Below are 20964 nucleotides of genomic sequence, written 5' to 3'. Positions count from 1 at the left end.
CCCCCGCCACTCGACGAGTGGCGGGCCTTTTTGCGCCACTCGCGGGGCGGTGGCGCTCAGCGAGGCGCGTAGCCGAGCTCGACGAGGCGCTTCCACACGTCGGCGCGGTGCTCGGTGCCGCGGGTGGCGACCTGCAGCGCCACCTCGACCTCGCGCACGCCCAGCGCCTCGGAGCCACGGTCGTGGTGCACGTTGAGGATGTTGACGTCCATCTCGGCCAGGGCGGTCAACAGGCGCATCAGCTCGCCGGGACGGTCGGAGATCCGGACCCGGAACATGAGGAACCGCCCGCCCGACGCGAGGCCGTGGCGGATCACCTCCAGCAGCAGCAGGGCGTCGATGTTGCCGCCGGACAGCACCGGCACGATCGGGCCGTCGAACCGATCCGGGTGCTCCAGCAGCGCCGCGACGCCCACGGCGCCGGCGGGCTCGACGAGCAGCTTGGCGCGCTCCAGCAGGCCGATGAGCGCCTGGCTCATCGACTCCTCCGAGACGGTGATGACCTCGTCGAGGTGCTCGCGAATCAGGTCGAACGGCACGTCGCCGGGCCGCGCCACGGCGATGCCGTCGGCCATCGTCGACCCGAGGTCGGCCGAGACGGGCATGCCCTCGGCGAGCGAGTCGGGATACGCCGCGGCCGCCTCGGCTTGCACGCCCACGATCACCAGGTCGGGCCGCTCGGACTTCAGCAGGCCGATGCCCGCTGTCAGTCCCCCGCCGCCGAGCGGGACGAGGATGGTGGCCACCTCGGGCAGCTGCTCGACGATCTCGAGGCCGACCGTCGCCTGTCCGGCGACGATGTCGGGATGGTCGAAGGGGTGGATCAAGGTGGCGCCGGTCTCGTCGGCGAACTCCTGGGCGGCGACGAGCGCCTCGGTGACGCCCGACCCGTGGAAGCGCACCTCGGCGCCGTAGCCGCGCGTGGCCTGCACCTTCGGCAGGGCGGCGCCGTGCGGCATGAAGATCGTCGCGGCGGCGCCGAGCTGCTTGGCCGCGAGCGCGACGCCCTGCGCATGGTTGCCGGCGCTGGCTGCGACCACGCCGCGTGAGCGCTCCTCGTCCGAGAGGCGGGCGATGCGCGTGTAGGCGCCGCGGATCTTGAACGATCCCGCGCGCTGGAGGTTCTCGCACTTGAGGTGAACGTCGCGGCCGGTGAGCGCCTCGAGCCAGCGCGAATGCGTCAGCGGGGTGACTTCGCTGACGCCCTGCAGCAGGTTGCGCGCCTCGCGCGCGTCGTGGAGGTCCACGTGCTCAGCCTAGGCCGTCGACGGTGGCGGGTCGTCGCCGAAGTCGCGTGACTCCTCGCCGAGCAGGCCGTCGGTGTCGGGTGGCTCCCCCTGGGCCAGGTGCCTCACGACGCTGTTGAGGCAGGCAGCGAACGGCACGGAGAGCAGCGCGCCCACGACACCGGCCACGACCAGGCCGGCCGTGATCGCCAGCAGGATCGCCAGCGGATGGAGCGCCACGATCGCACCCATGAGGAACGGCTGCAGGACGTGCGACTCCAGCTGCTGGATCGCAACGACGCCGGCCAGCATCAGCAGGGCGGTGACCGGGCCGTGCGCCACGAGGGCCACGAGCACCGCCACCATGCCGGAGACCAGGGCGCCGACGATCGGCACGAAGGCGCCGAGGAACACCAGCACGCCGATCGCCGCGGCCAGCGGCACCTGCAGGATCAGGGCGACGGCCGCGATGCCGATCGCGTCGACGAGCGCGACGAGCACGGTGGCCCGGACGAACGCGGTCAGCGAGCCCCAGGCGGCGCGGCCGGAGGACGTCACCTTCTCGCGCGAGGCACGCGGGAACAGCTGCACGACCCACGACCAGATCCGCTCGCCCTCGTAGAGGAAGAAGAACAGCGCGAACAGGGCGATGAAGAACCCCGCGACGAAGTGGCCGATCTGGGAGCCGACCTCGGTGGCCTGGTTGACGACCTCCTGGTCGCCGCCGGAGATGGCGTCCTGGATCCGCTCGACCCACACGTCGAGCTGGCGGTCGGAGAGGTTGAGCGGACCGGTACGTGCCCAGTCCTGCAGCTTGTCGATGCCCTCGACGACGCTCTCGCGCAGGTCGTTGAACTGGGTGGAGAGCTGCTGGCCGACCAGGCCGAGCAGGCCCACGAGCGACGCCAGGAGCGCCAGCACCACGCCGAGCGACGCCAGGACCCGCGGCACTCCGTGGCGCACGAGCCACTCCACGGAGCCGATCGTCAGCGCCGCCAGCAGCAGCGCCACGGCCACCGGGATGGTGACCTCGGAGAAGTGGCCCAGCGTCAGGGCCAGGACGTAGCAGGCGGCACCGATGATGACGATCCGCCAGGCCCACGCCGCCGCGATCTCGATCCCGATGGGGACCTCGTACCGACCGGCGCCGCGCGGCGTCTCGTTGCTCACGCTCCGAGGCTACGGGAACACTCCGGGGCCGCACGGCGTTGACGACGACATGCGATTCGGATTCGACAAGGCGACGCTCCCCACCCCCGAGACGGCCCTGCCCGGCCGTGACACCCGCCCGTTCGAGGTCGGCGACCGGCACCTGGTGACGGGCAACCCGATCGAGACCGACGGCCCTGACGGCTTCGGCGTCGCGGTGTTCGGACTCGGGTGCTTCTGGGGTGAGGAGAAGACGTTCTGGGAGCAGCCCGGCGTCTGGTCCACCTCCGTCGGCTACGCCGGCGGCCACACCCCGAACCCCACGTACGAGGAGGTGTGCACCGGTCGCACCGGTCACGCCGAGGTCGTGCGCGTCGTCTTCGACCCCTCGATCATCAGCTACGCCGACCTGCTCAAGGTGTTCTGGGAGAACCACGACCCGACGCAGGGCATGCGCCAGGGCAACGACCGCGGCTCCAACTACCGCTCGGTCATCCTCACCACCACGCCCGAGCAGCAGGCCGAGGCCGAGGCGTCGCGCGAGGCGTACCAGCAGCAGATGACGGCCCACGGGTACGGCGAGATCACCACGCAGATCCGGCCGCTCGACGCCTACTACTACGCCGAGGTCGAGCACCAGCAGTACCTCGTGAAGAACCCGTTCGGCTACTGCCCGCTGCACGCCACCGGCGTCCGCTACGCCTGATCGATCAACGCGGCGGGGACCACTCCCGGTCCTCGCCGTCGGCGGGCGCCGGGGTCTCGTAGAGAGCCAGATGGAACTCTTCGTAGGTCGCGTCGGGCGTGACCACCGCCGCGCGGGCACCGCCGCTCTCGACGGCCACCTGCGGTCCACACGTCCGTGACACCTCGCGCGCCACGTGGAAGGGTCCGTAGAGCGGCCCGAGCCGGAAGCCCAGGACGCCGTCGTCGGCCTGGGTGATCTCCTGCAGCGGGGGCCAGCGGCCCTCGCGCTGCTCGCACATCACCGCCCACCCGTCGTCCGCGCCGCTCGGGCCGTTGTGCACGAAGGGCCAGTCCGCCTCACGCAGGACACGCTCGACCTCGGCCGGCGCGGCCGGGTGGCCCTCCCTCTCCGGTGGCTCGATGCCCTGGTCCCGCAGGAAGCCCGCGAGGAGCTCGGCCGTGTACGGGATCACCACCAGCGAATCGCTCATCGGCACATTCTGGACGGTGCGAACCGTGGCCGGTGCCGATCCATCCATTCCGGCAGACTGGATCCATGAGCTGGACGCGGGCGGAGCTGGAGTCGTTCGCCGGCCGCACCATCCCCGACCTGATACCTGACGACCTGCGGCTGTTGTTCGTCGGCATCAACCCCGGACTCGTCAGCGCGGCCACCGGTCTGCACTTCGCCCGGCGCGGCAACCGCTTCTACCCGGCCCTCGTGCGTGCCGGGCTGGTCGACACCGACGACCCGGCCGACGCCGCCGAGCAGCTGCGCGCCCGGGGCGTCGGCATCACCAATCTGGTGGCGCGAGCCTCCGCCCGCGCTGACGAACTCGACCCGGTCGAGCTGGTGGCCGGCCGCGCGCGCCTGGCCGAGCTCGTGCGTACCCGGGGGCCGCGGGTGGTCGCGATCGCCGGCATCACGTCCTACCGGACGGCGTTCGGCCACCGGACCGCCCGTCCGGGTCGCCAGCCCGACGACCTGGAGGGTGCCCAGGTGTGGGTCGTGCCGAACCCGAGCGGGCTGAACGCACACGAGACGGTCGACTCGCTGGCCGTGGCCTACCGCGGGGCGGCGGTCGCTGCGGGACTGTTCACCGCCTGAGCAGACCCTCAGTTCGACTGGGGGTACACCCCTTGGTCGCAGACGGCGTAGTGCAGCCCGTTCGGGGTCACGGCTCGGAGGTTCGGGACCGCGAAGCTCGTCACGCCGTCGCCTCCGAAGGTCGTCCCGTACAAGGAGTAGAGCGCCGAGTTCTGAGCGATGGAGAGCAGCCGTCCATCGGCCGGGACGCCCAACGGTTGCGCCGACAGGCGGAGTTCGCCCAGCATGCAGTCGTACGGTGCTTCAAAACTGCGGTTGGTCCCCGCGGTGTTGCCGAACTGGTTCGCCAACAGCGAGTTGCCGGGCAGACCTTGCGGGCCCATCGGACCCATCGGGCCGGTCGGGCCGGTCGGGCCGGTCGGGCCGGCTGGTCCGACCGGACCCTGAGGACCTGTCGCTCCGGTCTCACCGGTGGCGCCGACGGCGCCCGCCTGACCCGCGGCGCCGTCCGCGCCCGCCGCACCCTGATCGCCCTTGTCTCCCTTGTCGCCCTTGACTCCGGCGGCTGCGATGAGGATCCAGTCCGACGGGTTGGTCGCGGGGTCGGAGGCGACCGACGATCGCGCCGCCACGTAGGTGCTGCCGGCACGCGTCACGACCGACGACGGCGGTCCGGCGCTGTAGGTCGTTCCCGCGTCCCACGCCGCGACCGCGCTCCACGGCACGTCGCCCTGATCGCCCTTGTCACCCTTCGCGCCCGCGGCGCCGACAGCTCCGGTGTCGCCCTTGTCGCCCTTGGCTCCGGCATCGCCCTTCGCGCCCGCGGCGCCCACAGCTCCGGTGTCGCCCTTGTCGCCCTTCGCGCCGGTGTCACCGGTATCGCCCTTGGCTCCGGCATCGCCCTTCGCGCCCGCGGCGCCCACAGCTCCCGTATCTCCCTTGTCGCCCTTCGCGCCGGTATCGCCCTTGTCGCCCTTGGCTCCGGTATCGCCCTTCGCGCCCGCGGCGCCGACAGCTCCGGTGTCGCCCTTGTCGCCCTTGTCGCCCCTGGCTCCGGTGTCGCCATTCGCGCCGGCCGCGCCGGTATCTCCCCTGTCGCCCTTCGCGCCGGCGGCACCATCGGCGCCCCGGTCACCCTTGGCCCCAGCGGCTCCGGTGTCGCCCTTCGCGCCCGCGTCACCCTTCACGCCCGCGGGACCATCCGCACCCGGGTCACCCTTGGCGCCAGCCGCGCCGGCGTCGCCCTTGTCGCCCTTCGCGCCTTCAGCCCCGTCGGAGCCATCCGCGCCGTTTGCGCCGTCCACGCCGTCCACGCCATCGGAGCCGTCATCGCCGTCGGACCCATCGGAGCCGTCCGCGCCAGCGGCTCCGTCGGATGCGTCCTTCCACGTCACCGGCACGAGGCCGTCAGCACACACGCCCGACGTGTCGGAGAGCGTGAGCGATCCGGCACCGACGTCCATGCAGCCGTACATCGGAGCGCCGACGCGCACCGCGTCATCGTTCGACGACACGGACGTGGTCACGAGCGCCGCGCCACCGCCGACCGCCGCCGACATCACTCCGCAGGCCAGCACCATCCGCAAGGGGGTCATCCTTGCCTCCCATCGCGTCAGGGCGTGGCGACATCCCGGTCGCTCCGAGCGCCCGCCACGGGAAGGGTACTGAAAACAGAGCGTGTGGGGATGAAGTTGCTCAAGTTGCTTGGATGGTCCACGTCACACCGCACGCCGTGCCGTGGCTCAGTGGGCGACGGGGCACTCCGCGGGCGCCTCGGCAGGGCCCACGTCGACGACCGGTGGAACGGTCGCGGGCACCCCCGGCGTGCGCGGGGTCAACGTCAGCTCGAAGCCTCGCGGCACGATGGTGAGCCGCTCGTCGATCTTCAGCTCGTAGTCCGGATCGCCGGAGATGTCGTACCGGTGCAACAGCCGGGCCAGCACGAGTATCGCCTCGTGGAGCGCGAACTGGCGGCCGATGCAGGCCCGCTCCCCCGTGCCGAACGGCTTGTACACGTTCTTCATCCGGCCCTTGGAGTTCTCGGGCAGGAAGCGGTCGGGATCGAACTCGTCGGCCGTCGGGCCCCAGGCCGCGGGATCACGCTGCGACATCGGCAGGATGATGAGCGCCCAGTCATCGGGCGTCATGACCGCCTCGTACTCGGTGCCCGCACCGATCGTCGTGGTCTCGCGCGGCGACCGCGCGAAGCCCGGCGCGGTCGGCCAGAGCCGCAGCGCCTCGTCGAGGCAGCGACGCAGGTAGCGGAACCGCGGCACCTGCTCGAAGGTCGGCTCGGCGTCGACGTCGTCGCCGAGCAGGGCGTCGGTCTCGGCGTGGGCCTTCGCGAGGATCTTGGGGTCGCGCGACAGGTAGTACAGGACGAAGCTGAGCGCGCCCGACGTCGTCTCGTGTCCGGCGACGAGGAACGTCATGATCTGCTCGCGGATGTTCTCGTCGTCGAGCTTGATGCCCGTCTCGGGGTGCGCCTCGTAGAGCATCCGGTCGAGCAGGTCGTCCTGGCGCTCGCCGCTCTGGCGGCGTTCGCGCACCATCGTGTCCATGAGGTCGTCGACGTAGGCGCGGTGCTCCGCGTTCTCCTCGTCGATCCGGCGGGCGATCCGCTGGCCACCGGGCACCGAGTCGAGCGCACCCTTCTGCATCCCGGTCGTCAGGGCGGAGACCATGGCGTCGACGAACGGATGGCGCTCGCGCGACGTGAACGAGCCGAAGTCGCGACTGAAGGCGCAGCGGCTGATCGTCTCCAGCGTCAGCTTGGTCATGTCGGCGGTGACGTCGATCGGGCCCTCGAGGCCGTCCCACACCGCGAACATCTCCGCCGCGGTCTCGAGCATCGTGTCGTGATAGCTGCGCATCGCCGCCTTGGAGAAGGCGGGCATCAGCACGCCGTGCGCGGTGTGCCAGTTCTGCTCGCCGTCGAAGGCCGTGAAGAGCGCGTCGCCGACGAACTCGCGCAGGGCCGCCACCGCCGGCGGCAGGTTCTTGTGGAAGCGGGTCTCGTCGCAGAGCTCGGCCATCAGCTCGGCACCCGAGACGAACATGAAGCGCTGCGAGAACACCCGCAGCTCGAACAGCGGGCCCAGGTCGTCGCCCATCCGCATGATGTTCGCCATCGGCGTGCCCGTGCGCATCTTCAGCGCGTCGTACGCGAACGGAACGCGGCCGGGCGGGTGCGGGAACTTCTGGCCGCTCCACGCGTTCTTGACCTTCAGCAGGCTCACAGTCCGGCCTTCCCGGCGAAACGGCCGACGAGTCGTTGGTAGTGGGGCCCCGCGACGCGGGCCACGAGGTCGATCACCCGGGCGTCGGCTCCGATCAGCACGCGGGCCTTGCCCTTCTCGACGCCGTTCAGGATGACCTCCGCGGCGCGGCGCGGGGTGGTGCGGGCGACGCGGTCGAACGAGGTGGCCAGCGCGTCGTGGTCGAGCGAGTCGACCGATCCCGCGTTGCGGGCGACGTTGGTGCGGATGCCGCCGGGATGAACGCACGTGACCTTCACCGGCCGGCCGCGCGAGACCATCTCCATCCGCAGTGCCTCGGTGAAGCCGCGCACGGCGAACTTGGCGGCGTTGTAGGCGCCCTGGGTGGGCACCGAGATGATGCCGAAGACGCTCGAGATGTTGACGACGTGCCCGTCACCGGACGCGATCAGGTGCGGCAGGAACGCCTTGGTGCCGTTGACGACGCCCCAGTAGTCGACGTCCATCACCCGCTCGAGGTGCTTGAAGTCCATCGCCTCGATGTCGCCGGTGAAGGCGATGCCCGCGTTGTTGTAGATCTGGTGGACTGCGCCGAAGTGCGCGACGAGATCGGCGGCGTACGCCAGGACCCGCTCGCGCTCGGTGACGTCGAGGTGGTCGGCCCGGACCTCTCCCCCGGCCGCCGCGACCTGGTGCTCGGTCTCGGCCAGCCCGTGGGCGTCCACGTCGCTGATCGCCACGCGGGCTCCCCGCTGCACCAGCTCCAGTGCGAGAGCGCGGCCGATGCCGGATCCTGCGCCCGTGACGACGGCGACCTTGCCTGTGAAGTACGTCATACCCACCTCCGGATACCGAGAGTATCCGGAAAGCGGCGAGGGTCAACGGTAACTCGCAGTTACCTCGACAGTGTCGCTGTCACGTTCAGTCGCGACGCACGCGCGGCCGGAGCCGGACGTGCGGCATCGGGGGCGCCGGGATGACCTGCCCGTCGTGGCCCTCGACGCTGCCGTACCGGGGCGCATGGGCCTCCCAGTCGGCCCGGGCCGCCTCGATCTCGTCGTGCGTGCGACCGATGAAGTTCCACCACATCACGATCTCCTCGGCGAACGGCTCGCCGCCGATGAGGACGACCGTCGTGGCCCGCTCGACCTCGAGCGCCACGCGGGCCCGGCCGGGCGCGAGGTACCGCAACGCGCCCTGCTCGACGGGCTCGCCGGCGACGACGACCTCACCGTCGACCCCGAGGAAGCCGTGCTCGAAGTCCGCGGCGAGGTCGAGCTCGTGCCGCCCCGGCTCGAGGCTCAACTCGACGCCGACCAACGGCGTGTGGACCGTGGCCTCGGACGTGCGCCCGGCGAAGCTGCCGACGAAGACCACGGCGGTCCAGCCGGAGCCCTCGACGCGCGGAAGGTCGGGCAGGTGCTCGAAGGCGGCCGGCCCGGCGCGACGATGGTCCGGCAGCGCCACCCACAGCTGCACGCCGTGCATCGGAGCCGGTTCGCCGTGCGAGAACTCCGAGTGCGACACCCCGTCGCCGGAGGTCATCAGGTTGAGCTCGCCGGGTTCGAGGACCACGTCGCTGCCGAGGCTGTCGCGGTGCCGGATGCGGCCCTCGAACGGCCACGTGACGGTCTGCAGGCCCGTGTGCGGGTGCGGCAGGACCTGCATCGGGTCGTCGGTGGGACCGAAGTGGTCGAGGAAGCACCACGCGCCGATCAGGGGCAGCTCCTTGCTCGGGAGCGTGCGGTGGACGCGCAGGCCGCGCAGTCCGCCCAACGGGACCTCACGCGACTCGATCGTCCGGTCGTGGCTCATCGGACCAAGGTGGTGCGGAGTCGGTCGATCGTCTCGGGGCGGCCGCCCCAGCGGTGGAACCAGGCGACGGCACCGCCGGGGTACTCGTCCCAGGTGTCGAGCACGCCCGAGATGGCCTCGACCGGGGTGGCGATGTACCCGGCGGGCAGTGCCGCCCGACGCTCGCCGTAGAGGCGGGCGAACCGGGCCTGGATCTGCTCCTCGTTCTGGGCCGTGACGAGGTAGTCGTCGACGATGTCGTCGCGCTTGGCCCCCAGCAGCGCCAGCACCATCGCGATCGACACCCCGGTACGGTCCTTGCCGGCGGCACAGTGCACGAGCGTGGTGGCGTCGGCCGCGGCGACGGCGTCAACTACCTCGACCAGGTGACGCGCCGTGGTCTGCAGCATCAGCTGGTAGAGCTCGGCCAGGGACTCCGGCGGCGCCACCCCCGGCCGCAGCGCGCTCAGCAGCGGGAAGTTGTGGACCGTGACGTCCGGGCCGGCGAGCGGGTGCTCGGGCTCGACCTCGGCGACGGACCGCAGGTCGATCACCACGGCGGGCGGCCACACGATCTCGGGCGGGGCCACGTCGTCACGCAGCGGCAGGGCACTGCGCAACAGGCGCCCGGGACGGATGCTGCCGCCCTCGACGTCGGTTCCGCCGAGGTCGCGAAGGTTGGGAACGGTGTCGGTCACCCCTCCATCCTAGGAACCGGGTCCGACCGTGCGGCCCGACTTCCTACACTGGGAGCGTGCCGAGCCCCGCGAAGACGACCGCCAAGGCCGCCGTCCGGACCGCTGGCGTCGGCGCCGGGACCTACGGGGTCCTCATCGGACAGGCACTCCTGGCCCGCAGGCGCATCGGCACCACGCCCGACCGTCCGCCGATCGGGAACGGCGTCTACGGCGACGAGCTGAACGGCGAGCCGATCCGCGTCCTGCTGCTCGGGGACTCGACCATGGTCGGCTACGGGATGTCGAGCGTCGACCACACGCCGTCGGCGCTGATCGGCCAGGGCATCGCGCAGCTGCTCGATCGCCCGACCCACATCCGGAACGTGTCGACGGTCGGAGCACGCTCGCGCGACCTCGCCACCCAGATCGCCACGGGCGACGACCACCGCCCGCAGCTGGCGATCATCCTCATCGGCGCCAACGACATCACGCACCAGGTGCCCGCCAAGCGATCGGCCCGTCGACTCGCGGCGGCCGTCACCCGCTTGCGGGCCGCGGGCGCCGAGGTCGTCGTCGGCTCGGTCCCGGACTTCGGCACGATCAAGCCGCTGCCCGTGCCATTGCGCACGGTCTGCCGCTACTGGAGCCGGCACCTGGCCCGCCGTCAGACCGTCGCCGCCGTCGAGGCCGGCGCCCGCGTCGTCTCGCTGGCCGACGCGCTCGAGCCGATCCTGCTGCTCAAGGGCGACGCACTCTTCGGCGACGACCGTTTCCACCCGAGCGCCGACGGCTACGCCACGGTCTCGACCTTCCTCGTGGCCGCCGCGGTCGCCCAGTGGCGCACCCGCGGCGTCCAGCCCGTCGACGTCGGGGCGACCGAGCAGATGACGCTGGACGAGGCCGCCGAATGGGCCTCCGAGCACGGCGGCACCCAGGTCGCGCCGGCCACCCGTGGCCGCCGCTGGGCCGCCGTGCTGCCCTGGCGTCGCTGACCGTCCTGCCGCACACACGACGACGGCCCGCCATCCCCCAGGGGATGACGGGCCGTTCGTGCGCTCTGGATCAGTCGCCACCGCGGAGGATGGCCAGGACGCGCAGGATCTCGAGGTAGAGCCAGACCAGCGTGACCGTGAGGCCGAAGGCCGCACGCCAGGACTCACGCTCGGGGAGCCCGGCGGCCACGCCGCGCTCGACGAAGTCGAAGTCCATGATCAGGCACAGCACGGCGAGACCGATGGCGAACAGCGAGACCACGAGGCCGAGCATGCCGAAGCCGCGCAGGCCGCCCTGGTCGAGCACGCCGAACATGCTCAGCGCGAAGTTCACCAGCATGACCGCGAAGAACGCGAACACCGAGATCGTGACGACCTTGCGGAACTTGGCCGTCACCCGGATGTTGAAGAACTTGTAGGCCGCGAGCGTCGCGCCGGCGGCCACGAAGGTCGCCAGGACAGCCTGGAACACGATCGTGGAGTCGCCCACCCAGGTGGAGACGATCTTGGAGAAGGCACCGACGAAGACGCCCTCGGCCGCGGCGTACGCGAGCACGAGCGCGGGGCTGATGACCTTCTTGAAGGAGTTGACCATCGCCAGGACGAAGCCGACGATCATGCCGCCCATCGCGAACATCCACGCCCGCTGGACCGCGGTCTCGTTGACCGTGAGCGAGTCGGTCCACATCTGACCGATGGTGAACCACGCGATCGCGGCGAACACCATGACGGTGCCGACGGTGATGGCGGTCTTCTCGACGACGGAGTCGAGCGTCATCCGGCCGGGCGAGGCGGGGGCCTGCAGGCCAGGGGTCTGCGTGCCGCGTCCGTCGCCGGACAGGTCGATCTTCCACTGGGACGGATCGGCGTACTGCGTGGTGCCTCGGCCGTTGAACTCCGCGTTGTTCGCGAAGACCGGGTTGCTGCTTCTCATGCTGTTCCTCCGGGAGGATGTGGCCCCGCGCGCCGGTGGTGGCGGGGTCGGTGGGTCTACCCTATCCAACGCCGCCACCACCCTCACGCTTCCCGCTCACGGGGTCTTCTCGGCCTCTTTCTTCGCGGGGTCGGCCACCTTCGGAGCGTCCGCATCCACGGGCTCGGCCCGCATCAGCGCCGGCACCTTGACGAACGGCGCCGGGCGGTCCTGGGGGACGGCACCGGCGATCGGCGTGGTCGGCTCGTCCTCGGTCGACTCGGCCATCTTCATCGGGTAGACGTTCCACACCGTGGCGCCCGTCTCGAGCTGCGTGGGCACCCACGCGCCGAACGTCTGGCAGCCGTCCTCGTCCACCGGCGAGGGAACCAGGCACCCGTTACCGCCGGGCACCGAGGTCGCGAGCGGCTTGCCGTCCTGGTCGAAGAGCTGCACGCCGTTCAGCGGCTGACCCTTCGCGTCGTACGCATGGATGTTCGTGACTTCGCTGCCGTTGAGCCAGACGCCCGTGCCGTCCGGGCCCGCCGCCATGCTGTCGTCGTAGTAGGTCTGGTCCGCCTCCTGCCACGCCTGCCAGACCTCGGCATTCGTCGGAATGCTGGCCATCGCGGCGAGCGTCGCGATCGCCGCGACGATGTTGCCGACGATGATCAGCGCGTGCACCCAGGGTCGCCAGCGCCGCAACCCGACGGCCACGCTGCCGGCCACCAGGACGAGCATCAGGATCCAGTAGCCAGGATGCGTCGGCAGCAGGTCGCCCTCGAACCCGAAGATGCCTCCCAGCACCTGGTACGCAGCCCAGCCACGCACGATCCACCACGCCGGCTGCAGGGTCACGAGGAAGTCCAGCACCCCAGCCACGACCGGGCTCTTGCGCAGGGAGCGGTCGAGGTCGCGCAGGGTCTCGGCGAACCCGTCGACGATCGGCCGCAGTCGACCCTGCTTCACGACCGGCTCCGGCGTGGGCAGCCCCGCCGCACCCCGCAGCTCGGCCGCGTAGGCGGCCGGGTCGGGCAGCTCGCGGGCGAGGTCCTCGGCGTAGGCCTCGGCCAGGTCGGCCTCGAGACCGTCGGTGAGCTCCTCGACCTCGTCGGCCGGCAGGTCGCGCAGCGAGGCGCGGACCGCGGCGGCGAAGGCGATGATCTCGGCCGGGAGGGTGGTGGCGTTCATACGGCGACTCCTTCGAGCAGGCGGTCCATCGTGCGGGCGAACTCGGCCCAGGTCTTGCGTTGCGTGGCCAGCATCGATCGACCCTGCGGTGTGATGCCGTAGTACTTGCGGTGCGGTCCCTCTTCGCTGGGGACCACGTACGACGTCAGGGCGCCGGCCGAGTACAGCCGCCGCAGCGTGCCGTAGACGGAGGCGTCGCCGACCTCCTCGAGCCCGGCCGCGCGCAGTCGCCTGACCACGTCGTAGCCGTACCCGTCCTCGCCTTCGACGACCGCGAGGACCGCGACGTCGAGCACTCCCTTGAGGAGCTGTGTTGCATCCATGCACGGGACGGTACCACGCAATCCGCATTAGTGTGCAGACCACGACACCGAAGCGGCGTGTCGGGCCTCAGGCGTCGACGTCGTGCAGGTGGTGCACGAGGTCGTGCATGGCGTAGCGCGTGAGGGTGTCGACGGTGAAGGCCGAGCCGTTCGAGCGGTGGCCGGGCCGCGTCCAGTCGACGACCGCGGCGATCTCGGCGGCGAACGCGTCCGCGGCGGGCCCGAGCTCACCGGCGACCACGGCGGGGTCCTGCGTCGCGTACCCGGAGTCGACGGCCGTCGCGTCCTGGTCCCAGTCCGGGAACTCGGGCGCCTCCTGCTCGCGCATCAGCCGCAGTCGGTCGGCGAACAGCACCAGCACGTCGCGGACGTGGCACGCGTACTCCAGCGCCGACCAGGTCGCGTCGTCCGGTCGATCCGCCGCCTCCGGCCTGCCGAGCACGGCGCGCCACCGAGGCACCATCGCCCGGACCTCCTCCCCCGCCCGCGCCGGGTCGACCTCGGCGGGGTCGAACCCGCACGCGTCGCAGGTCCGCTCGAGGACCCAGGTCCAGTCCTTCGTGTCCGCACTGATCACCATGTCGGCCACGATGGCAGGCTCGATAGGTTCGGACCATGCCCGATGCTGCCGAAGACCGTCGAGATCACGCCGACGACGAGCCGTTCCGCCGCGAGGTGGTCTCGTTCACCCGGCGCGGCGGACGCCTCACCGAGCGGCTGCAGGGTGCCTGGGACGACGTCGCCGACCGCTTCGTCGTCGACATCCCCCGCGGCCGCACCAGCACGTCGGTCGCCGAGGGCTTCACGCTCGACCCGGAGCAGCTGTTCGGGCGCCGGGCGCCGCTGGTGCTCGAGATCGGCAGTGGGCGCGGCGAGTCCCTCGTCCACGCGGCGCGCGAGCACCCGGACACTGACTTCCTCGGCCTGGAGGTGTACGTGCCGGGCGTCGCCCAGACCCTGCTGTCGCTGCGCCACCACGAGGTCGAGAACGTGCGGCTGGCCGTGGTCGACGCGGTGCCGATGCTGACTCGGGTGCTGCCGGAGGCGAGCCTCGACGAGGTGCGCGTGTGGTTCCCCGACCCGTGGCACAAGCAGCGCCACAACAAGCGTCGGCTCGTGACCGACGAGTTCGTCCCGCTCGTGCGCCGCGTGCTGCGGCCCGGGGGCGTCTGGCGGCTCGCCACGGACTGGCAGGACTACGCCGACCAGATGCTCGAGGTGGTCGGCCGCGCGGAGGGCTTCACCACCGCCGGCACCTGGGACGACCGGTTCCCCGGACGCCCCGTCACCCGCTTCGAGGCCAAGGGATTGGCCAAGGGACGCACGATCCGGGACGTCAGCGCCACTATGCTGACCCCATGACCGACGAGCAGACCACCGCGGAGACCCTCGGCATCACTCCGGGGTCGCTGGTCTGGATCGTCGGCGACTCGGTCGAGGAGACGGCCCTGCTGGACCCCCTCCCCGAGGGCGTCGAGACCTACGAGGACGACGCGACCGACAACGACGACCGCTGGTTCGACGACACCTGGACCGGCGCCCAGAACCACCCCGAGCCCTCGGAGCGGGACAAGCCGTCGGGCATCGACACCGCCGTCATCGCAGTGTCGAACACCCAAGAGTTCCACATGCGCCTGGACGACGTCCTGCCGCGACTGGGGTCGGTGGGCCGGGTGTGGGTCCTCTACCCCACCGGCGACCTGCCGCTGACGATCCTGCGCACCGGCGTCGACGAGTACGGATGGCGCACCACCGAGCCGACCCTGCTCGACGAGACGTGGTCCGCGGTCCAGCTGCGCCAGTCCTGACCTCGAGGGTGCTCCCGGCGGGACTCGAACCCGCACTGGGACGGGTTTAAGCCGTCTGCCTCTGCCGTTGGGCTACGGGAGCAGGGACCAGCCTACGAGGTGCCGACCGCGCGGTGGTCCACCACGACGTCGACGGGCTCCTCGCCGGCGACGAGCCGGGCGATCTGGGCCCGCACGGCGTCCTGGGCTGCTGGTCCGTCCTCGTCGTCATCGCGCCCGCCCACGTGCGGCGTGATGATGACGCCGCGCGCCGACCACAGCGGGTGGTCCCGGGGCAGCGGCTCCGGATCGAAGACGTCCGAGGCGTAGCGCAGGCGGCCGGCCTCGGCCAGCACCGCATCGGTGTCGGCGGTGCGACCGCGGGCCACGTTCACGACGATCGCACCGTCGGGCAGCCGCGCGAGGAAGTCGGCGTCGACGAGGCGCTCCGTGTCGGGCGTGAGCGGCACCGCCACCACGACGGCGTCCACCGTGGGGAGCAGGTCGGCCAGCTCGGCGGTGCCGTGCACGTGACCGCGCTCGTCGTCGCGCGCCGTGGAGCCGACCCGGACGATCTCGCAGCCGAAGCCGTCCAGCCGGGCCGCGACGCGCGAGCCGATGCCGCCGACGCCGAGGAGCATCACGCGCCGGTCGACCAGGCTCGACGACCGAGCCTTCCGCCACCGGCCCTGCGCCTGCTGCGCTGCGAACACGTCGAGGTTGCGGACCGCGGCCAGCAGCAGCGCCACGGCCATCTCGGCGGTCGAGTCCTCGTGCACGCCCACGACGTTGGCGTACCGGCCGCCGGCCGGCAGGGCGTCGGCGACGCCGTCGTAGCCGAGGGACTGCCCCTGCACCAGCCCGATGCGCGAGGCGTCGATGGCCGCCAGGTCGGCCGGTGCCAGCGTGTACGGCCACACGGCGAGGTCGAGCCACCCCTCGGGCTGCGTGGACGTCCCGTCCCACCGCACCAGCTCGACGTCGAGGTCCTCGAGCGCCCGGTGCCACGCCTCGTCGGGCACGGAGACGCGGATCATCCGAGCTCTCGCGCGGCGCCCCAGGCGATGCCGTCGAGGATGTCCTGCTCGCTGACGACGATCTCGTCGGTCGCGCGCGGCAGGTGCTCGAGCACGCGGTCGAGGATGAGCGCGCCGCCGGCGATCACGTCGGCCCGCCCGGGGTGCATGTACGGCAGGGCACGCCGGTCGGCGACGGGCATCTGCATGAGGGACCCGCACGCCGCGCGGAGGTCGTCGATGCGGAGCCGGGCGAGGTGGATGCGCTCGCTGTCGTAGGACGGCAGGGCGAGGCTGTGGGCCGCGATGGTGGTGATCGTCCCGGCGACCCCGACGATCTCCTCCGTCGGGGGGAGGCCCGCCAGCACGGGTGCGATGACCGCGTCGAGGTGGGCCATGCACGCGGTGACCTCGCCGACCGACGGCGGGTCGGTGAGCAGGAAGCGCTCGGTCATCCGCACCGACCCCAGGTCGAAGGAGTGCGAGAAGGACGGCGTGCCGAGGCCCTGGACGACCTCGGTCGATCCCCCGCCCAGGTCGATCACCGCGGTGAGCACGTCGGCGACGTCGCCGGTCGCGCCCTCGAACGAGGCGCGCGCCTCCTCCTCGCCGGTCAGGACCCGGGGCCGGACACCGAGCACCGCCTCGACGGCGTCGGAGAACTCCGTCGCGTTGTCGGCGTCACGCACGGCGGACGTGGCGGCGAACGAGACGACGTCGACCCCCATCGCGGCGATGATGCCCGCGTACTCCCGGCAGGCGTCGAGCGTGCGGCGCATCGCCTCGGGCGCGAGCGTTCCGGTGCGGTCGACGTCCTGTCCCAGACGCACCACGCGCATCTCGCGCGTCAGGTCGGTCTTCGTGGACCCGTCGACCTCGGCGATCAGCAGTCGGATGGAGTTGGTCCCGCAATCGATCGCCGCCACCGTGCTGCCGCCCATGCCGTCAGGCTATCGGCCGTCGGTCGGTGGCCGATGAAGGCGGTCGACGCCGTAGTAGTACTCGACGCAGCGGGCGACCCAGTCGACCTCGTAGTCCCGGTACGTGAAGGGCTCCGTGAGTCCGCCGATCGGGTGCGGCGCGTAGGCGACGTCGTCCTGCCCCTGCGCGGCGAGGCGCTTCACGCGGGCGTCCTGCTCGTCCCAGGCGACCGAGCGCGCGGCCATGTCCCGGTGCAGCGTCGTCAGCTGCGTCGCCACGCCGACCGCGCACAGGACGACGACCCCACCCGCGGCCACCGCCACCACCGCCCCGCCGGCATCGGCCAGACGTCCGCGCACCCAGGCACCGAGCATCGCGCCGAGGAGGACGACCGAGAGCAGCGCCGACGCCACGAAGTTGGTCCAGACCCGCTCGTAGCTCCAGCCGTTCACGCCGTAGCCCACCCGCAGCGCCACCATGACGCCCAGGGACGTGAGGGCGACGAGCGCCACGATCGCGACGACCTCGAACACCGTGGCCGGCTTCGCCCGCCGGTGGGCGGGCAGACCGACCGAGAGCCCGAGGAGCACGCCGACCGCGATGGCCGCCAGGTGGAGCGGCTCGGTGAGCAGGACCTCCCAGATCGAGGCCCACTGCCGCAGCAGGTCCTGCAGGCCCTCCGACGACAGCAGGGACGCCTTGTCCTTCGCTCGCGCCTGACGCGTGCTGCGGCCGGGCGAGAGGTAGAGCATCGCGAAGCCCGCCACCAGTCCCACGCACCAGGCCGCGGGGTATCCCAGCAGCCGCCGCGGCGCGCGACGCACCAGGAGCCACAGGCCCGCAGCCGCGGCCTGGATCCCGCTGACGAGCACGAACGCCTCGCTGAGCGTGCCGATGACGAAGCCGGCCAGGCACAGCACGACGACCGTCAGCACCCGCACGGCGCGTCGGCCGGAGAGCTCCGCCGCGAGCACGAGGACGAGCGCCCACACGCCGATCAGCGGGGGAAGCGTGTGGGACAGGCTGCCGGGGGCCCAGTAGAGCACTTGGTACACGACCCGTCCGGCCATCAGCAGGAGCACCGTGACCGTGCCGGCCGCCGCGAGGGCGGCGAGCCTCGGGACCACGCACCGCGTCAATCGGCCCCCGAGGCGCAGCAGCAGGAAGATCCCGGCCACGTAGCCGACGATGAGCACGAGCGGCAGGATCCGCGAGCCGGTCAGGCCGAAGCTGTAGACCACGCCGTTGGCCGCGGCGTTCGCAGCACGGCCGTTGACGTCGAAGTAGAGGCGGTCGACGATGCCGTCCACCCCGTCGTTCCACGTCCAGGCCGCGAGGCACCACTCGTCGGCGATCGGCCGGACGTCGGCGCCTCCGGCGGCGGCCGCAGCGAGCAGGCCGGCCATCGCGACGAGGACCACCACGGAGACCCACCGCGCCGCCCGGGACGTCCGGGACGTCGCCTCCCGATCATCGTGGTCGGTCACCGGAGCATCGTAGGCGATCCCGGTCGCGTGATGGGTCGACCGACCGCGGACCGGCGTTATCCTCGTCGCGTGACCCACCACGACGGCGAGACGTCTCCGCAGCCGCAGGTCGCCGTCGTCGTCCCGTGCTTCGACGAGGGCGCCGTGGTCGACCGGCTGGTCGAGGCCCTCGTCCCGGTGCTCGCCTCCACCGGCCGGACGTTCGAGGTGATCCTCGTCGACGACGGCAGCCGCGACGACACGCTCGAGCGGATGCGGGCGCTCAGCCACGCCCACGAGCAGGTCCACTACACCGCCCTGAGCCGCAACTTCGGCAAGGAGGCGGCGATGCTGGCGGGGATGAGTCGCTCCCGCGCGGACGTCACCGTCCTCATGGACGCCGACCTGCAGCACCCGCCCGACCTCATCCCGTCGATGCTGGCCCTGGTCGACGCCGGCCACGACCAGGTCGTCGCCCGGCGCGACCGGACCGGCGACCCGGCCGTCCGCACCGCCCTGTCGCGGCTCTACTACCGTCTCGTCAACCGGCTCATCGACGTTCGGATCCAGGACGGCGTCGGCGACTTCCGCGCCCTGAGCCGACCGGCCGTGCGGGCGATGCTGTCGCTGGGCGAGACTAACCGCTTCTCCAAGGGCCTGTTCGCGTGGGTGGGCTTCCCCACGACCCACATCCACTACCGCAACGCGCCCCGGGTCGGCGGCGAGAGCAAGTGGGGCTCGCGGTCACTGTTCAACTACGGGCTGGACTCGATCATCTCGTTCAACAGCAAGCCGCTGCGGCTGGCGATCCACCTCGGCATGCTGATCTCGGTGCTCGCCGTGCTCTACGGTCTGTGGGTCGGCATCGACTCGGCGATCCACCGGAACCCGGTCCCGGGCTACACGACGCTGCTGTGCGCGATCCTCGGCCTGGGCGGGTTGCAGATCATGATGCTGGGCGTCCTCGGCGAGTACCTGGGGCGGATCTACATGGAGACGAAGCAGCGCCCCCACTTCCTCGTCCGCGAGGTCGACGGCGGACCGCCCGGCGACCTGCCGCTGATCGGCCGCGGACACGATGCCCTGACGTCCCCGCCGAGCACCGACGACGTCGCGACCCGGTGACGGCCGTCCACTGGACCCGGTCCACCCTCTGGTTCGTCGTCGTCGGCGTCATCAACACCGGCGTCTACTACGTCCTGTACCTGCTGATGCACGCGATGGACGTGCCCTACCTGGTGGCGCACGTCGTGGCGACGCTGCTGGCGATGGTGCTCTCGTACTTCCTGAACTGCTTCCTGACGTTCAAGGTGCGGCCGACCTGGCGGACCTTCCTGCTGTTCCCGCTGTCGAACCTGGCCAACTTCGTGATCACCACCGTGGGGATGTCGATCGCGGTGTCGCAGCTGGGCGTCGGCGAGAGGATCGCACCGCTGGCCGTGGCCGTCTTCGCCATCCCGATCACCTACCTGCTGACCCGGTACCTGCTGAGCGGGTCGGTCAGTCGGACGCCGACGCCGGAGCGCACGACGAGTGACCCCAGTAGTCGCCCAGCAGCCCGACGGCCTCGTCGCCGAGCGGGTTGACGCCCGGCCCCTTCGCGAGCGAGTGACCGACGAGCACGTGCAGGCACTTGACCCGGTCGGGCATGCCGCCGGCGCTGATCCCGTCGATCTCGTCGACGTGGCCGATCGCCTCACGCTCGGCGAGGTAGGACTCGTGGGCGGCGCGGTAGGCGGCGGCGAGCTCGGGCTCGTCGGCGAGCCGCTGGGTCCACTCGGCCATCAGGCCGGACGCCTCGAGGGTGCCGATCGCACCGGTCAGCCGCGGGCACGTCAGGTAGTACAGCGTCGGGAACGGGGTGCCGTCGGGCAGCCGCGGCTCGGTCTTGACGCCGCTGGGATGACCTGACGGGCAGCGCGAGGAAACCTCGATCATGCCGCGGGGCGGCCGCCCGAGCTGGTCGGTGATGGCGGCGATGTCCTCGGGGTCGATCACTCGTCGGTCTCCAGTGCGGGGTCGTCGTCGGCGGGCTCGGCGGGCGCCGCCTCCTGGGGCTGTTCGCCGGCGGCCTCGACCGAGCCCCACAGGCGCTCGACCCACGGCTTGCGCGGGGCGACCTCGGGCTCCTCGAGCGTCGAGGACTGGCCCTTCAGCTCGCCGTCGACGCCGATGACCCGGTAGCCGACCTCGCCGGGCATGACCCAGCCGAAGCGCTCACGGGCCTGCTGGCGGATGTACGCCGGGTCGCTCCAGCGCTTCTGCTGGTCCTCGAGGTCGTCGATGTCGGCCTCGGTCTGCCGGTTCTCGGCCTCGAGCGCGGCGATCTCGGACCGCTGCTGCCACCAGGCGTGCACCGAGGCGGTGTACGAGGCGATCAGCATCACGGCCACGCCCAGCAGGATCAGCGCCCGCGTCGTGAAGCGGGTGCCCGACCCGGTGGGGCCGACCGCGACCGGAGCGGTCGTCGGGCGGGTGGTCGCGCGCGGGGTCGACCGACCGTCGCGGCGACCGGCGGGTCGGCGCGAGGGCGGGGTCGATCCGCGTCCGGCCATG

At 71.7% G+C, this 20964-nt stretch carries 24 protein-coding genes and 1 tRNA gene; 7 read left to right on the top strand and 18 right to left on the bottom strand.

Annotated features, from left to right (window positions below):
• Window positions 1-56: 56 nt before the first annotated feature.
• Both ilvA and AFL01nite_RS10980 read right to left on the bottom strand, forming a co-directional pair.
• On the bottom strand, window positions 57-1247 hold the full coding sequence (gene ilvA / locus AFL01nite_RS10985) for a threonine ammonia-lyase (protein WP_146827722.1): 1191 nt from the start codon (window positions 1245-1247) through the stop codon (window positions 57-59).
• A gap of 9 nt (window positions 1248-1256) precedes the next feature.
• Window positions 1257-2396: an AI-2E family transporter gene (locus AFL01nite_RS10980; RefSeq protein ID WP_146827721.1), complete on the bottom strand. Its 1140-nt coding sequence runs from the start codon at window positions 2394-2396 to the stop codon at window positions 1257-1259.
• Between the two features lie 49 nt (window positions 2397-2445).
• Between AFL01nite_RS10980 and msrA the strand changes: the two genes are divergently transcribed.
• On the top strand, window positions 2446-3081 hold the full coding sequence (gene msrA / locus AFL01nite_RS10975; RefSeq protein WP_146827720.1) for a peptide-methionine (S)-S-oxide reductase MsrA: 636 nt from the start codon (window positions 2446-2448) through the stop codon (window positions 3079-3081).
• Between the two features lie 4 nt (window positions 3082-3085).
• On the opposite strand, the gene AFL01nite_RS10970 is transcribed toward msrA, so the two are convergent.
• On the bottom strand, window positions 3086-3553 hold the full coding sequence (locus AFL01nite_RS10970) for a hypothetical protein (RefSeq protein ID WP_146827719.1): 468 nt from the start codon (window positions 3551-3553) through the stop codon (window positions 3086-3088).
• Between the two features lie 65 nt (window positions 3554-3618).
• Here AFL01nite_RS10970 and AFL01nite_RS10965 point away from each other — a divergent pair, with 65 nt between their 5' ends.
• Entirely contained in the window at window positions 3619-4170 is a 552-nt protein-coding gene (locus AFL01nite_RS10965; RefSeq protein ID WP_146827718.1) for a mismatch-specific DNA-glycosylase, read from the top strand.
• A gap of 8 nt (window positions 4171-4178) precedes the next feature.
• Here the strand turns inward: AFL01nite_RS10965 and AFL01nite_RS15720 are convergent, their stop codons facing one another.
• The 5 genes from AFL01nite_RS15720 to AFL01nite_RS10930 form a co-directional block, all read right to left on the bottom strand.
• Window positions 4179-5705 (bottom strand): phage tail protein, encoded by a 1527-nt coding sequence (locus AFL01nite_RS15720; protein ID WP_222593500.1) that lies wholly within the window; start codon window positions 5703-5705, stop codon window positions 4179-4181.
• A 147-nt stretch (window positions 5706-5852) separates the two neighbouring features.
• Complete coding sequence (locus AFL01nite_RS10945) at window positions 5853-7349, bottom strand: cytochrome P450 (protein WP_186813921.1); 1497 nt, start codon at window positions 7347-7349, stop codon at window positions 5853-5855.
• The gene (locus tag AFL01nite_RS10940) at window positions 7346-8164 is read right to left on the bottom strand and encodes an SDR family NAD(P)-dependent oxidoreductase (protein ID WP_146827717.1); all 819 of its coding nucleotides are present in this window, start codon (window positions 8162-8164) and stop codon (window positions 7346-7348) included. Before AFL01nite_RS10940 ends, AFL01nite_RS10945 begins: the two co-directional genes overlap by 4 nt.
• A gap of 85 nt (window positions 8165-8249) precedes the next feature.
• The gene (locus tag AFL01nite_RS10935; protein ID WP_146827716.1) at window positions 8250-9143 is read right to left on the bottom strand and encodes a pirin family protein; all 894 of its coding nucleotides are present in this window, start codon (window positions 9141-9143) and stop codon (window positions 8250-8252) included.
• On the bottom strand, window positions 9140-9820 hold the full coding sequence (locus AFL01nite_RS10930) for a tyrosine-protein phosphatase (RefSeq protein WP_146827715.1): 681 nt from the start codon (window positions 9818-9820) through the stop codon (window positions 9140-9142). Before AFL01nite_RS10930 ends, AFL01nite_RS10935 begins: the two co-directional genes overlap by 4 nt.
• A gap of 56 nt (window positions 9821-9876) precedes the next feature.
• On the opposite strand from AFL01nite_RS10930, the gene AFL01nite_RS10925 reads away from it, so the two are divergent.
• On the top strand, window positions 9877-10791 hold the full coding sequence (locus AFL01nite_RS10925; RefSeq protein WP_146827714.1) for an SGNH/GDSL hydrolase family protein: 915 nt from the start codon (window positions 9877-9879) through the stop codon (window positions 10789-10791).
• A 70-nt stretch (window positions 10792-10861) separates the two neighbouring features.
• On the opposite strand, the gene AFL01nite_RS10920 is transcribed toward AFL01nite_RS10925, so the two are convergent.
• From AFL01nite_RS10920 to AFL01nite_RS10905, 4 genes are all read right to left on the bottom strand, one after another.
• A complete protein-coding gene (locus AFL01nite_RS10920) occupies window positions 10862-11725 on the bottom strand; it encodes a Bax inhibitor-1/YccA family protein (protein WP_146827713.1) in 864 nt (287 codons plus the stop codon).
• Between the two features lie 96 nt (window positions 11726-11821).
• Window positions 11822-12895: a hypothetical protein gene (locus tag AFL01nite_RS10915; RefSeq protein WP_146827712.1), complete on the bottom strand. Its 1074-nt coding sequence runs from the start codon at window positions 12893-12895 to the stop codon at window positions 11822-11824.
• On the bottom strand, window positions 12892-13218 hold the full coding sequence (locus tag AFL01nite_RS10910; protein WP_146827711.1) for a PadR family transcriptional regulator: 327 nt from the start codon (window positions 13216-13218) through the stop codon (window positions 12892-12894). Before AFL01nite_RS10910 ends, AFL01nite_RS10915 begins: the two co-directional genes overlap by 4 nt.
• Window positions 13219-13285: 67 nt before the next feature.
• Window positions 13286-13798: a DinB family protein gene (locus AFL01nite_RS10905; protein ID WP_146827724.1), complete on the bottom strand. Its 513-nt coding sequence runs from the start codon at window positions 13796-13798 to the stop codon at window positions 13286-13288.
• Window positions 13799-13833: 35 nt separating this feature from the next.
• Between AFL01nite_RS10905 and trmB the strand changes: the two genes are divergently transcribed.
• On the top strand, window positions 13834-14580 hold the full coding sequence (trmB, locus tag AFL01nite_RS10900) for a tRNA (guanosine(46)-N7)-methyltransferase TrmB (protein WP_146827710.1): 747 nt from the start codon (window positions 13834-13836) through the stop codon (window positions 14578-14580).
• A complete protein-coding gene (locus tag AFL01nite_RS10895; RefSeq protein WP_146827709.1) occupies window positions 14577-15026 on the top strand; it encodes a hypothetical protein in 450 nt (149 codons plus the stop codon). The genes trmB and AFL01nite_RS10895 overlap by 4 nt, the downstream gene beginning before the upstream one ends.
• 9 nt (window positions 15027-15035) lie before the next feature.
• Here AFL01nite_RS10895 and AFL01nite_RS10890 read toward each other — a convergent pair.
• From AFL01nite_RS10890 to AFL01nite_RS10875, 4 genes are all read right to left on the bottom strand, one after another.
• Window positions 15036-15108, bottom strand: a tRNA-Leu gene (locus AFL01nite_RS10890).
• Between the two features lie 10 nt (window positions 15109-15118).
• The gene (locus AFL01nite_RS10885; protein ID WP_146827708.1) at window positions 15119-16042 is read right to left on the bottom strand and encodes an NAD(P)-dependent oxidoreductase; all 924 of its coding nucleotides are present in this window, start codon (window positions 16040-16042) and stop codon (window positions 15119-15121) included.
• Entirely contained in the window at window positions 16039-16962 is a 924-nt protein-coding gene (locus AFL01nite_RS10880) for a Ppx/GppA phosphatase family protein (protein WP_146827707.1), read from the bottom strand. The genes AFL01nite_RS10885 and AFL01nite_RS10880 overlap by 4 nt, the downstream gene beginning before the upstream one ends.
• Before the next feature lie 9 nt (window positions 16963-16971).
• Window positions 16972-18429: a DUF6056 family protein gene (locus AFL01nite_RS10875; protein ID WP_146827706.1), complete on the bottom strand. Its 1458-nt coding sequence runs from the start codon at window positions 18427-18429 to the stop codon at window positions 16972-16974.
• A gap of 69 nt (window positions 18430-18498) precedes the next feature.
• Between AFL01nite_RS10875 and AFL01nite_RS10870 the strand changes: the two genes are divergently transcribed.
• Window positions 18499-19533, top strand: a complete 1035-nt coding sequence (locus AFL01nite_RS10870) for a glycosyltransferase family 2 protein (protein WP_246119685.1) — start codon at window positions 18499-18501, stop codon at window positions 19531-19533.
• On the top strand, window positions 19530-19994 hold the full coding sequence (locus AFL01nite_RS10865) for a GtrA family protein (protein ID WP_146827704.1): 465 nt from the start codon (window positions 19530-19532) through the stop codon (window positions 19992-19994). The genes AFL01nite_RS10870 and AFL01nite_RS10865 overlap by 4 nt, the downstream gene beginning before the upstream one ends.
• Here the strand turns inward: AFL01nite_RS10865 and AFL01nite_RS10860 are convergent.
• Both AFL01nite_RS10860 and AFL01nite_RS10855 read right to left on the bottom strand, forming a co-directional pair.
• Window positions 19909-20406: a DUF501 domain-containing protein gene (locus AFL01nite_RS10860; protein WP_307724465.1), complete on the bottom strand. Its 498-nt coding sequence runs from the start codon at window positions 20404-20406 to the stop codon at window positions 19909-19911. The genes AFL01nite_RS10865 and AFL01nite_RS10860 overlap by 86 nt on opposite strands.
• Window positions 20403-20963 carry an FtsB family cell division protein gene (locus AFL01nite_RS10855; RefSeq protein WP_146827703.1) on the bottom strand — a complete coding sequence of 187 codons (561 nt, stop codon included), beginning with the start codon at window positions 20961-20963 and terminating at the stop codon, window positions 20403-20405. The genes AFL01nite_RS10860 and AFL01nite_RS10855 overlap by 4 nt, the downstream gene beginning before the upstream one ends.
• Window position 20964: the final 1 nt, after the last annotated feature.

This window comes from Aeromicrobium flavum (assembly GCF_007992115.1).
In the GTDB taxonomy this organism is placed as follows: Bacteria; Actinomycetota; Actinomycetes; order Propionibacteriales; family Nocardioidaceae; genus Aeromicrobium; species Aeromicrobium flavum.
The sequence above is the reverse complement of the archived record's forward strand: the minus strand, read 5'-3'. Positions and strand labels throughout refer to the sequence as shown.